The 12,357-nt window shown below is 37.5% G+C and carries 11 protein-coding genes and 1 pseudogene; 2 read left to right on the top strand and 10 right to left on the bottom strand.

Annotated features, from left to right (window positions below; translation table 11 throughout):
• The first annotated feature begins 119 nt into the window (after positions 1-119).
• Positions 120-338 carry a hypothetical protein gene (locus MUA88_RS00720; protein ID WP_262605964.1) on the top strand — a complete coding sequence of 73 codons (219 nt, stop codon included), beginning with the start codon at positions 120-122 and terminating at the stop codon, positions 336-338.
• A gap of 749 nt (positions 339-1,087) precedes the next feature.
• On the opposite strand, the pseudogene MUA88_RS00715 reads toward MUA88_RS00720, so the two are convergent.
• Positions 1,088-1,216 (bottom strand): annotated as a pseudogene (locus tag MUA88_RS00715) (KxYKxGKxW signal peptide domain-containing protein); the annotation flags it as partial.
• A 527-nt stretch (positions 1,217-1,743) separates the two neighbouring features.
• Between MUA88_RS00715 and MUA88_RS00710 the strand changes: the two are divergent.
• The gene (locus MUA88_RS00710) at positions 1,744-2,478 is read left to right on the top strand and encodes an NAD-dependent protein deacylase (RefSeq protein ID WP_262604276.1); all 735 of its coding nucleotides are present in this window, start codon (positions 1,744-1,746) and stop codon (positions 2,476-2,478) included.
• 51 nt (positions 2,479-2,529) lie between these two features.
• Here the strand turns inward: MUA88_RS00710 and deoB are convergent, their stop codons facing one another.
• The 9 genes from deoB to MUA88_RS00665 form a co-directional block, all read right to left on the bottom strand.
• A complete protein-coding gene (gene deoB / locus MUA88_RS00705; protein WP_262604275.1) occupies positions 2,530-3,708 on the bottom strand; it encodes a phosphopentomutase in 1,179 nt (392 codons plus the stop codon).
• Between the two features lie 30 nt (positions 3,709-3,738).
• Positions 3,739-4,401 carry a deoxyribose-phosphate aldolase gene (gene deoC, locus MUA88_RS00700; RefSeq protein WP_262605622.1) on the bottom strand — a complete coding sequence of 221 codons (663 nt, stop codon included), beginning with the start codon at positions 4,399-4,401 and terminating at the stop codon, positions 3,739-3,741.
• Between the two features lie 13 nt (positions 4,402-4,414).
• Positions 4,415-5,770, bottom strand: coding sequence for an MFS transporter (locus tag MUA88_RS00695; protein ID WP_262604273.1), 1,356 nt, complete (start codon positions 5,768-5,770; stop codon positions 4,415-4,417).
• A gap of 12 nt (positions 5,771-5,782) precedes the next feature.
• Complete coding sequence (deoD, locus tag MUA88_RS00690; protein ID WP_262605621.1) at positions 5,783-6,490, bottom strand: purine-nucleoside phosphorylase; 708 nt, start codon at positions 6,488-6,490, stop codon at positions 5,783-5,785.
• A 339-nt stretch (positions 6,491-6,829) separates the two neighbouring features.
• A complete protein-coding gene (locus MUA88_RS00685) occupies positions 6,830-7,567 on the bottom strand; it encodes a GntR family transcriptional regulator (protein WP_262604271.1) in 738 nt (245 codons plus the stop codon).
• Between the two features lie 256 nt (positions 7,568-7,823).
• The gene (locus MUA88_RS00680; protein WP_262604270.1) at positions 7,824-8,291 is read right to left on the bottom strand and encodes a hypothetical protein; all 468 of its coding nucleotides are present in this window, start codon (positions 8,289-8,291) and stop codon (positions 7,824-7,826) included.
• 394 nt (positions 8,292-8,685) lie between these two features.
• A complete protein-coding gene (locus tag MUA88_RS00675) occupies positions 8,686-10,047 on the bottom strand; it encodes a gluconate:H+ symporter (RefSeq protein WP_262605620.1) in 1,362 nt (453 codons plus the stop codon).
• 18 nt (positions 10,048-10,065) lie between these two features.
• The gene (locus MUA88_RS00670) at positions 10,066-11,442 is read right to left on the bottom strand and encodes a four-carbon acid sugar kinase family protein (protein WP_262604268.1); all 1,377 of its coding nucleotides are present in this window, start codon (positions 11,440-11,442) and stop codon (positions 10,066-10,068) included.
• Positions 11,443-11,451: 9 nt separating this feature from the next.
• Positions 11,452-12,327 (bottom strand): NAD(P)-binding domain-containing protein, encoded by an 876-nt coding sequence (locus tag MUA88_RS00665; protein WP_262604267.1) that lies wholly within the window; start codon positions 12,325-12,327, stop codon positions 11,452-11,454.
• Positions 12,328-12,357: the final 30 nt, after the last annotated feature.

Raw genomic sequence — 12,357 nt, 5'->3', positions numbered from 1 at the left:
GAGTTGTTAACCCTGCACCTTGATCTGCATATAATTTATTAAGAATACTTGTGTCCCACCAGTAACCACCATCTTTTGCATTAACACCAAAATTTTTAGGAACTGGTTTTGTAAGGAACGTGTCAGAATATCCTGCTGGTGTAATACCCACTGTAGCTGTCGTTGGTGTACCATACGCACTCCCTAGTTTCAGCATGTTTGTTAAACTATCTTGTGAAGCTGCAATCGTTACATTACTATTCTTCGGTTTCTCTATTGTATCCGTATTTGGATTATCATATGACACTGTATATTGGAATGTCATATTTTTTCCATCACTCGTTACCTTTAATTTGTAGTAAATCGTTTGGCCATATAGCGTATCTGTTCCTGACCCCGTAAATACTTGTTCTGTTGGTACAGTTGTTGCCGCACGTGATAATGAATAATCAACCGAACGGAAAGCAAAACCACTCAAGTTTTGAACCTGTTTTTCAACTGCTTGAGATGTAGATGTCGACTGAGAAGTTGTTACTTCCGCTGTTGTTGTGCTATTTGATGTCACTTCAATAGTTGAAGTTGTATCTGCTTTATCAGAAGTTTGTGTTTGTTCTGATGTTATATTTTTATTTAAAGTTTCTGATTGTTCGCTCGTATTTTTTAATTCTGATTGACGCTCACTTATTGATTGTGAGGCTCTTTCACTTTCAGATTGTGATAACGACTTCGATTCTGATTCAGATGCACTTGATTGTTCTTCAGAAGTGGATTGCTTACTTTCACTTTCTGTAGATGTACTTTCTGATGACGTTTCGCTCTCACTTGCGATTTGGGATTCACTTGTTTCTGATGGTTGTTCACTTTCAACCGTTGACTGTGATTGTTGAATCACTACAGAAGTTTGGTCACCGACTGTTTGGCTATTTGTTGCCAATTCAGATGTGACTGGTGTTTCAGATGCTGCTAATGCTTGTTGATCATGCAACATATTAACTGTAAATAATCCGCCTGTAATGGCTGTCGTTTTAAGTGCGTTGTCTTTGATGATTGTGCCGACATTTGTTTTATCGTTTTGCTCTTTATCAATCTTGTCTATCACAAACGACAAGCCTAACATTTTAAGTAATTGAATCTCTTTTAAACCTGCTTTAACCCAGTTTTTACCAGATTTATAAAGCTTCACTCTCGCTTTTTCTTCTCTAAGACTCTTATTAAATTCCCTTGATTTCCTTGTCATTGCAAAACTCCCATTACAAATTTTCATACAATATAATGGTATATTTAGGCTATAAAATTATATTGATATTGCTTAATATTAATTAAAATTTCATCTTGTGGACAATATAATTGTTTCTTGTGATTTTCACATAAAATAACAAGTGTAAAAAGTAATATAGCCAAAATGCTTGTTTCGCCTTTTGTAAAACCATTTTCATCATTCAAATAAATAATTAAACTTATTCATTGTTGTGTAACTGCACTAATAAGATAACGTTTCCAAAAAATATCTCAAAAATATTGAAAAAATACCTTAAATTTCTATTTATGAATTGTAAGCACTTTATCTTTATTTCAAAGGAAAAATATTGATTTGTTATAAATTTAATATTTAAACAACAATATGAATTTTTAATAATATCCGAACTTTAGAAACTCAAATCATACATCGCCATAATACTTAGAGAATGGGTACTTCACGCCTGAAATAAACATATGTTACGATTAATGTATCAACATCAATCACTAAAAACGGAGTGATACAAAATGAATACTTCAATCAAAAAACTAAAAGAAATCATTGATACTTCTGATCGTATCGTTTTCTTCACAGGTGCGGGTGTTTCAGTCGCTAGCGGTATCCCTGACTTCCGATCAGACGATGGTTTGTATCATGCAATTGAACAAAAGGGAGCCTCACCAGAGTACTTATTAAGCCATGATTATTTAAAAGCAGACCCTGTTGATTTTATGGAATTTTGCCATCAGTACTTGCTGTTTTCTGATAAAAAGCCAAATCCTGTTCATGATTGGATCGCACAGTTAGAGGCGCAAGGACGCTCTCTTGGAGTCATTACACAAAATATCGACGGCTTACATTCTGATGCAGGGAGTCAAAAAGTAGATGAATTGCATGGTACACTCAATCGTTTTTACTGTACAAAAAATACACATACGTATACGAAGGCTGAAGTAATCGACCAACATCTATTACGTTGCCCAGAATCTGATGGACCCATTCGTCCTGATATTGTGCTATACGGAGAAATGCTCGATGAACCAACTATTTTTAGTGCCCTTAATAAGCTACAAAATGCTGATACACTTATCGTTTTAGGATCTTCACTACTTGTACAGCCAGCTGCCGGGCTCATCTCCAACTTTACCGGCCAAAATCTTGTGATCATTAACCGTGATCCAACACCATTTGATCGCGACGCCCAACTTGTCATTCATGACGACATGGTATCTGTCGTTAAACAACTTCAAAACAACAACTAAACGAACAAAAAACTCTATCCTGTGCGTACAGTGATAGAGGTTTTCTTGATATTATTTCAATTCTTTTAAATAACTACGGCCAAATTCTGGTAATTCAACACCGAAGTTATCAGCGATTGTTGTACCGATTGAGCTAAATGTTGTGTCGCCTTCAAGGGCTGCGCCACCTTTGAATTTCGGGCTGTAGAACAATACCGGAATATATTCACGTGTATGGTCTGTACCCTCTGCTGTTGGGTCATTACCGTGGTCAGCAGTGATAATTAATAAGTCATCTTCACGCATATTGTCTAATAGTTCAGGCAAACGTTCGTCAAAGTCTTTCAATGCTTGTGCGTAACCTGGCTTATCACGACGGTGACCATATAGCGCATCGAAGTCTACAAGGTTTAAGAAGCTTAAGCCTTTGAAGTCTTTCTTCACGACGTTCATTAATTGATCCATACCGTCCATGTTGCTCTTCGTACGGATCGCTTCTGTCACACCTTCACCATCATAAATATCATTGATTTTACCAATCGCAATGACATCATGATCGGTATCTTTCAATGTATTCATCACGGTACGACCGAATGGTTTCAATGCGTAGTCGTGACGGTTACTTGTACGTGTGAAGTTACCTGGTTCACCCACATATGGACGAGCAATGATACGTCCGATTAAGTACTTCGGATCTTTCGTTAATTCACGAACTTTCTCACAAATATCATACAGTTCTTCAAGTGGAATAATGTCTTCATGGGCTGCGATTTGTAGCACAGGGTCGGCAGATGTGTAGACGATCAAGTCGCCTGTTTCCATCTGATGCGCACCCCACTCATCAATGATTTGTGTCCCTGATGCTGGACGGTTCGCTACGACTTTACGTCCTGTCAGGCGTTCGATTTCCTCAACAAGTTCATCTGGGAAGCCGTTTGGATACACTTTGAATGGTTCATTAATGTTTAAGCCCATGATTTCCCAATGACCTGTCATCGTATCTTTCCCAACGGATGCTTCACTCATTTTTGTGTAGTATGCAGATGGGGCATCGACACGCCCAACGACTGGTAAGTCATCAATGTTTCCAAGACCGAGACGTTCTAAGTTTGGTAACTTTTGATCAAAGCCTTCTAATGTATGTTTTAACGTATGTGATCCTTCATCGTTGAACGCTTTCGCATCAGGCGCTTCCCCGATACCGACAGAGTCCATAACGATTAAATGGACACGTTGAAATGGTGCTGTCATCACAATCACTCCTCGTATGATTTGTCTCTCTTAATAATCTGTATCTGCTTCTAATCCTTGCATAATTTGTACGCCTGCACTTGCGCCGACACGTGTTGCGCCTGCTTCTAACATCGCTTGGAAGTCTGCCAAGTTACGTACACCACCTGATGCTTTCACTTCAAGTGCGTCACCTACTGTATCTTTCATTAACTTCACATCTTCCGGTGTTGCGCCACCGCCTGCGAAACCTGTTGATGTTTTCACGAAGTCTGCGCCTGCTGCTTTTGATAATTCACAAGCTTTCACTTTTTCTTCGTCTGTTAATAACACTGTTTCAATAATCACTTTGACTGTTTTGTCGCCAGACGCTTTCACAACTGCCGCGATGTCTGCTTGAACATCATCATAGCGACCATCTTTTAATGCGCCGATATTAATAACCATATCGATTTCGTCTGCGCCTTTAGAAATGGCATCTTTTGTTTCACATGCTTTTACTTCAGACGTTGAGGCACCGAGTGGGAAACCAATCACTGTACAAACAAGTACATCTGAATCTGCTAATTTTTCTGCTGAATATGCCACGTGTGTTGGGTTGACACAAACTGATTTGAAGTTGTATTCTTTCGCTTCTTCAATAATCTTGTCAATTTGTTGACGTGTTGATTCTGGTTTTAATAATGTGTGATCAATATATTTTTCGTAGTTCATGTTATAACTCCTTTTATGCTTCTGTTTTTGTCCAACGGTTTAAGATAATGAATAATACAAGTCCAACGATACTCATCACGCCTAAGATAGCTAAGATTACACCAAAGTGTGATGTAAGGGCTGTATTACCCGGGAAATTAAGTGCTTTAAGATCAATTAAAGCCGCCGCAATCGCAATACCTACTGATACTGCAACGTTAATGATCAAGTTGTAGAATCCAATCGCTACCCCTGTCATATTTACGTCGATTGTACGAATTGCTTCGTTTAATAATGGTGCATACATTAACGCAAAACTACCTGCGAAGAAAATCATTGAGATAACGAAGATAGAAACGTGTTGTCCCACTGCGAACGCTGGTAAGAACAAGCTCAAGGCAATTAACGTAATCGCTGTAATAATCGCTTGTTTTGAATTTAAGAAGTTCGCAATTTTACCACTCAATGCACCAACCACCACAGCTACCAAGTAACCTGGGATGAGTAATAATGATGTTGTATCTAATTCAAAGTGATAGATTTGTTCCATAATGAATGGGAACGTGAAAATATAACCAAGTTGTATCATATACATCACAAATACGATAAATAAGAATGATGCATAACGTTTGTTTTGGAAGAATTTCTTATCAACCAATGGGTGTTTCGCATTTTTGATATATAGAGCGAAAATCGCGATGACAACCAATGCAGCTGCTAAGTACCACCAGTTAAAGTTCGTGATAAATAACATCACTGTTGTTGCAATTGTAGACACTAAGACTAAACCAATGAAGTCAAGATGCGCTTTGTTCTCTGATTCTTCTTTTGGTAACAGTTTGAATAAGAACGGTAACGTAAACACAACGATCAACGCGATTAAGAACATGTTTGTCCAGTGAAGATACGTTGAAATAAAGCCACCTGATAACGTTCCGATAACAAGTGATAATGAATAACTACTTGTACTCAAACCAAGATATGTCTTCTGATCTTCTTTAGATAAGTACTTCGCTACATAAATAACATATAACGTTTCTGCCGCTGCAAGCCCTGCTGTTTGAATAATACGTCCTGCTAATAACAGTGGGAAGTTGCTTTGGAAAATATAACCAATAATAGAACCGATAATGATTAAAAATACGCCGTAAATGAACAGTGTACGAATACTGATCGCATCAGAGAGTGATGAATACACCACTGCTCCAATACCAATTACAAGACCTGCAAGAGTCGCTTGCCAACTCACTGTTGTTACAGAAATATTTAAATCATTCGCAATCGCAACTGAGATTAATTTGAATGAGTTGTCGATTACTAAACTAAATACGAATAGGAAGAGTAAAATCGGTACAGCTTTTTTAATTTTGTCATATGATGCTGTTGTCATCGTCGCCACTCCTTAAATGAGAGATAGTGCAATTTCAATCATATCTGTAAACGCACGTTCTCTTTCTTCTGGTGTTGTTGCTTTGTTATGAATAAGATGGTCACTTACTGTAAAGACACCTAATGCTTCAACGCCTGCATATGTTGCATTCATGTATAACGCTGCAGATTCCATTTCAACACCTAAGATGCCCATACGTTGCCAACGTTCGTTCGCTGTTTCATCAGCATTGTAGAAAATGTCACTTGATAAGATATTACCTACGTGATAGTTAACACCTTTTTCACGTGCTTTGCTTACTGCACCCTCTAACAAGTTGTATGATGCAATCGGTGCGTAGTGTCCTGGTAAGTTGTATTGTTTCACGTAGTCTGAGTCTGTTGATGCACCTTGAGCAATGATGACATCGTATAAGTCGATGTTTTCTTGCATTGCGCCACATGAACCAACGCGAATTAATTTCTTACATCCAAATGTGTGAATCAACTCATAAGAATAAATACCAATTGAAGGAATACCCATACCCGAACCCATGACAGATACTTTTTGACCTTTGTAAGTACCAGTGTAACCAAACATGTTTCTCACGCCGTTAAACTGTTGTACATCTTCTAAGTATGTCTCCGCAATAAACTTCGCACGTAATGGATCTCCTGGTAATAAAACTGTTTCAGCAATTTCAACGCCGTTCATCGGCTTAATATGTGGTGTAGCTTTCATAAATAACGACCTCCGAGTTGTATAGTAATTTGTCTATTTGTCTAACCACTTATATCTTAACGCTTATGGATAGCGCTTTCAATATGTAATTTGTGACAAATTGACGAACAATGTATTTGAGCAGTTATCACACATCTCGGAAAGAGCCATATATCTATTAAAATACTAAAAAAACCTTATTCTACAAGGATCCCCCATATATTCAAAGCAACAAAAAAGCCATATAAGACTGCACTCTCTACGTGCAAAGCCTCATATGACTTTTCTTTTTATATGATGATTATCATCTAGACAACTTGTATTCATTTTAGACAACTTCTACTATACAACAGAGCTTGTCTATGTCGTTTCTTTCATTCGTGTGACATTAATATCGGCCTGTATATTCGGCACGTACCACTTATTAATCATCACGGGACTCTCATGGCCAGTGTATAACGTCTCCGCAACGAGCCAACAATGATCCCCACCATCAAATGTGTATCCATCATGTGCAAAATGTGGGTTCTGTGTCATTGAAAACTTCAAATCCGACTGTGCCGCATATTGGTATACCTGTTCTTCAACAAATGCACGCACCGCTGCTTCATCTTGCGTTGACACCTCATACAGATCAATCACATTGATAGGAATAAAAGTAAAACACATCGCATCCGTGTTTTTAGACGTATTTCCTTCACGAACATAATAACGCTCCATCGCCACCACGGCAGAAGGATGATCTGGAAACAGATGATTCGTATATTCACTTTCCAAATCCACACGATAGTGAATCGTTTCTAAAGTCATTGCCTCACGTGACATCTGTTGGAGTGGGTGCGCCAGATGCGCCATACTCGATGTACTATGATCGCGATGTTGTGACACAACAAAATGCCCTTTCCCACGAATACTCTCAACGACACCATCTTCCGTCAATAACTTGATTGCCTGGCGTAACGTCATGCGGCTCACACCAAAACGTTCACACAGCACCTTCTCTGTTGGTAATGACTCTCCACCTGGAAACTTGCCCATTTGTATTTCTTCATAAAGTGTATTATAAATTGTTAAAAATTTTGGCTGTGCTTGCGTCACCAAAATAACCCCCAGTATCTTCATGCTTATATCTTCATCATACACCAATTTCATTCACAACATAATGGCAATATTAAGACAGACAAGACACCCCTCTGAGTGCCGGAAGTGTAAGGGTAGTCTGACCTAGTCGTGTTGCTATTGGAATAAAGGGGATTACCTCTCTGTTAAGTTAAAATCTCATTATTTAGATACTGTATATTGACTTCTAGAAACACATTTATTGTATTTCATCCATATTTAAGATCTTAATTTTTTAAGAACGATTTATCTTATTATTAAGTTTTAATTCATCATGAAAATATTGTAGAGTGGAATATTTTACCAAGGGGATAGATTTCAATGTAGCTTTAGCATAAATATAATCTTTAATCATAGCATTATACTTACGTTGAACTGCAGAATGTTGTTGCTTTAAATAGTTATTTACGTTTTTGGGGATATGTACTTTCGTTTTATGCTGTAAATAGTCCTGATTACTAATGACAATTAATTTAGTTAAATCTAAAGCAGAATGCGGCTTATTAGGCTGTTCATATCCAAGGTGGATTTTATATTTGTTTGGGACTGTTTTACAGTTGCTTCTAAATGGTATACAAATTCTATTAGTCCCATTTTTAAAAGAATAATAATAAGGTCTACTTCCCCCTTTATTATCAATAATTTCTTGTCCTTGTAAATAATCTTTGAGAAATAACTGTTGGTCTAAACACACAATTTCCATTAATCATTCACTCCAAAATAATAGAAAAGACGTTATAAACGCCTTTTCTATGACATACTGCTATACCAATACAATTAGTATCTTTTCATGTAGTATTAATTTTATGTCTGCGCCACAACGCCGACTCTAGTAATGTAGTATTAATTTTTATATCTGCGCCACAACGCCGATTCAAGTTAGTGTAGTATTAATTTTATGTCTGCGCCACAACGCCGACTCATTTACACTTATATTATATCACGAGAACACTACCATTCAATATAAGTTTACATAGCATCATAAAAATTATCATCTTTTATTTATATCTAACTAGCAACAATGTGTAAAAACGCTTTAAACGCTAATGCATTAAAACAGTGAAGCGCATACGTCTCCACTGTTTTATATCAATCTCTTAAATAATCATACCTAGTAGTAGAACAAAACCTAATCCTAATACGGATAAAATAGATTCTAACAATGTCCATGTTAGAAATGTTTCTTTCATTGATAAGCCAAAATATTCTTTGAACATCCAGAATCCGGCGTCATTCACATGTGAACAGAAGATACTACCTGCACCGATTGCTAATACAACGAGTGCTAAATTCACATCTGATGATTGTAACATTGGGAGTACGATACCCACTGATGAAATGGCAGATACCGTTGTTGAACCTAATGCTAAGCGCATCAGCGCGGCTGCCAACCAAGCTAAGACAATCGGTGACATGCTTGTATCACTGAATATATTAGAGATCGCATCACCGACACCACCATCAATTAACACTTGCTTGAATGTACCGCCACCACCAATAATTAGTAATAACATCGCAATCGGTGTAATAGCGGCTGTAACCGAATCCATAATATGGTTCATTGTACGTTGCTGTCTAATACCCATTGTATAAATAGCAAATAACACTGCAATTAACATCGCTGTTGATGAAGATCCAAGGAAGTAAATAAATCCTTCTAATCCACTCGCTTTACCGTCTTCATGACCTGTTACAAGTTGTACAATCGTTGCAATAATCATCAAGATAACCGGTAAAAGCGCTGTTAATAAACTGATACCAAAGCTTGGTAATTTATCTACTTTTAATTCTTCTACACCATTTACCGCATCCACTTCATTTTCTTGATTAAACGCAGAAGGTACCAGTTTACGTGCAACAGCAGGGAAAGTAGCCCCTACAATCATTGCTAGTGGAATACCAATAATAATTCCATACATTAATACATAACCGACATTTGCATCGACTGCTTCAGCAATTGCTACTGGACCCGGATGAGGTGGTAAGAATCCATGTGTCACCGCAATCGCTGCAGTCATTGGCAAACCAACTTGTAATCTTGGAATATCCATACGTTTCGCCAAAGTAAAAACAAGTGGAATTAATAAGACAAACGCCACTTCTAAGAATAGTGAAATACCAATAATAAATGATGCAATAATCATTGCCCATGTCACATGTTTCGCACCAAATGTGACAATCAATGTATCAGCAATTTTCGTCGCACCGCCACCATCTGATAGTAGCTTACCTAAAATAGCCCCAAGACCAAAAATAATCGCAATATGACCAAGGGTATCGCCCATCCCTTTTTCAACTGTCGCAACAACTTGATCAATCGGCATACCTAGAATAATACCCGTTACCATTGATGTAACAATTAAGGCAATAAAGGTATTCAGTTTTAATCCCATAATTAAGAATAGTAATAATGCAACACCAATAATAACGCCAATAATCGGCCAGAACTCTCCCAACATATATCAGTAACCCCTCTCTTAACCTTTACGTGTTTTGTTTATTTCATAGACATTCGTTAACGTTTCAACATCCCCAACATTTCCTGGGAAAATCACATATGGCATACCAGCATATTTCGCTTCTTCTCCTGTGAGCCATACCGGTACACCTGCCGTCACTTGTCCAATCACTTCTGCTTTCTTAATACCAAGTCCTTTCGTTGCGACATCACTCGACGTAATGCCACCTTTCGCAATGATAAAACTTGGTTGAATCGCTAAATCTTGTACAATTTGTACCAAGCTATTAGAAATCTGCGTTGAAATATTTAAGTTTTGATTAATATCATTTGTCTTCACAACATCACGTGATGTATACAATGCGACATCTTTACCTTCACTTAATAATTTCTCTACTCGTTGTGTTAAATCTTGAATATAACCTTCAAGTAAATCAGGCGTTTCTAATATTTTGACACCAAATTCTACGGCTTCAATATCTGTATTTGATAATAAATGCTGTAATTGATCTGATGATTTCTTCACATGTGAACCGACAATCATCAATCCCCCATGTCCACTCTGTTGATAATCATTAAGTTGAATGATTTCACCTGGTGTCTGACAAATTGCTTTCACGAATGAGGCCGCTGTTCTAAAAATAAAACGCTTCGGCTGTTGATTTAGAAATGTAATTAAGCTCGCTACAAAGTAATCCATATCTTCATCATTCAACGCATCTACGACTACTGCATCAAAATTTGAAAGCTGCGCAAACACATCAAACAGTTTCTCTCTATTTCTTAATTGTTGGAGCGTAATATGTTTCACATTATCAGCTTTAATCTCACCATTACTTTTCTCATCAATAAAATCTGCCATTGTTGTGCTCTTAAATCCAAATGTTGTATCATTTGCAAACTCACTGTCAGCCACTGGCATAAGGGTTCCGTTATCTTCTAAATAATGCACACCTTCATATGTAAAACGATTCCCTTCAAAAAATGCTGGTAAGTAAAATACCGCATCAAATGGCTCATCTGCTGCGTCATTTAAAACTTTTGGTTCTAAATAGAAATGACCACGCAATGTAGAATCCCCACGGCTAATCACCATATAAGGTACATCTAATTTTTGAGAAATAGCTTCAATATTTTCAATAATAGTAGTGTGTAATGTTGTTGTTTCTGTTTCTGTGAGTGCACGTGAGTTCGTTAAAATATAGAACATATTGTGAGGTTGTTGGAATCCATCTTCAATATACTGTAAAGACCAATCTGTATACACTGGTAAATCTTTCACTGTTTGTGTCCCTGTTGGATCATCATCTAATACAACGATTTTAAAATTTAATGTATCAAGACCTTTACGAATCTCATCACCTTGTTGTTGTTCAATCAATTGTCGATTAAGCATGCCTATCACCTACAGTTTGTTAATGTTTTCAATATATTTGATCACACCTGAATGATCATTCGTTGCTCGGTCAGATGCAACTTCTGCCTTATACATTTCCTTCACCATATTCGCCACTGGTAATGCCAAATTAGCTGTATCTGCCGTCATCATGACATTTTTTAAGTCTTTATAGTTAATATGAATCGTTCCGCCAGGCGCATAATCCTCTGCGATCATCTTAGGGAACTTCGCTTCCATCACCGCTGAACCTGCGAGACCACCACGAATTGCTTCAAACATATCTTCTAGTTGAATATTGAATTTTTTCGCCAATACAACCGCTTCAGATAGTGCCACAATATTCGTATTTACAATAATTTGGTTTGCAAGTTTCACAACACTACCTGCCCCCACATCACCGACTCTAATCACAGAACGTGCAATCGGATCTAATACGCTTTCCACTGTTTCTAGCGCACCTTCATCACAACCAATCATGACAGCTAGTTCACCTGTTATCGCAAGTGGTTCCCCACCGCTCACTGGCGCATCAAAATACTGCACGCCAACATCTTCTAATGTTTTATGAATTTCCATTGCATCACTTGGTGTAATAGAACTTGTATCAATCACATATTTCGTATTAATCGTTGCTTGCGTTGTCAAGGCATCTTGACCACTATACAGTACTGCTTTTACAATTTCACCATTTGGTAACGACGTAATAATGTAATCTGCTTCTTCAGCCATAACTGCCATTGATGCAGACTTCCCACCTAATTGAACCAACTCATTCACAGCCGCTTCATTCACGTCATATACATAAACCTCATGTCCTGCATGAATAAAATTTTTCGCCATCGGTTTTCCCATAATACCAAGTCCAATGCATCCAATTTTCATGTGTACCCCTCCAAATGTAAACGTTTTCTT

The sequence above is a fragment of the Staphylococcus sp. IVB6240 genome, from assembly GCF_025558425.1.
Classification (GTDB): Bacteria; Bacillota; Bacilli; order Staphylococcales; family Staphylococcaceae; genus Staphylococcus.
Note: the sequence above shows the minus strand (reverse complement) of the source record. Positions and strands in the feature narration are given on the sequence as shown.

Excerpts from the sequence above, each read along its gene's own strand:
- MUA88_RS00695 (WP_262604273.1), bottom strand. The coding sequence starts at position 5,770 with ATGACAACAGCATCATATGACAAAATTAAAAAAGCTGTACCGATTTTA.
- deoC (WP_262605622.1), bottom strand. The coding sequence starts at position 4,401 with ATGAACTACGAAAAATATATTGATCACACATTATTAAAACCAGAATCA.
- deoB (WP_262604275.1), bottom strand. The coding sequence starts at position 3,708 with ATGACAGCACCATTTCAACGTGTCCATTTAATCGTTATGGACTCTGTC.
- MUA88_RS00665 (WP_262604267.1), bottom strand. The coding sequence starts at position 12,327 with ATGAAAATTGGATGCATTGGACTTGGTATTATGGGAAAACCGATGGCG.
- MUA88_RS00680 (WP_262604270.1), bottom strand. The coding sequence starts at position 8,291 with ATGGAAATTGTGTGTTTAGACCAACAGTTATTTCTCAAAGATTATTTA.
- MUA88_RS00670 (WP_262604268.1), bottom strand. The coding sequence starts at position 11,442 with ATGCTTAATCGACAATTGATTGAACAACAACAAGGTGATGAGATTCGT.
- deoD (WP_262605621.1), bottom strand. The coding sequence starts at position 6,490 with ATGAAAGCTACACCACATATTAAGCCGATGAACGGCGTTGAAATTGCT.
- MUA88_RS00675 (WP_262605620.1), bottom strand. The coding sequence starts at position 10,047 with ATGTTGGGAGAGTTCTGGCCGATTATTGGCGTTATTATTGGTGTTGCA.
- MUA88_RS00710 (WP_262604276.1), top strand. The coding sequence starts at position 1,744 with ATGAATACTTCAATCAAAAAACTAAAAGAAATCATTGATACTTCTGAT.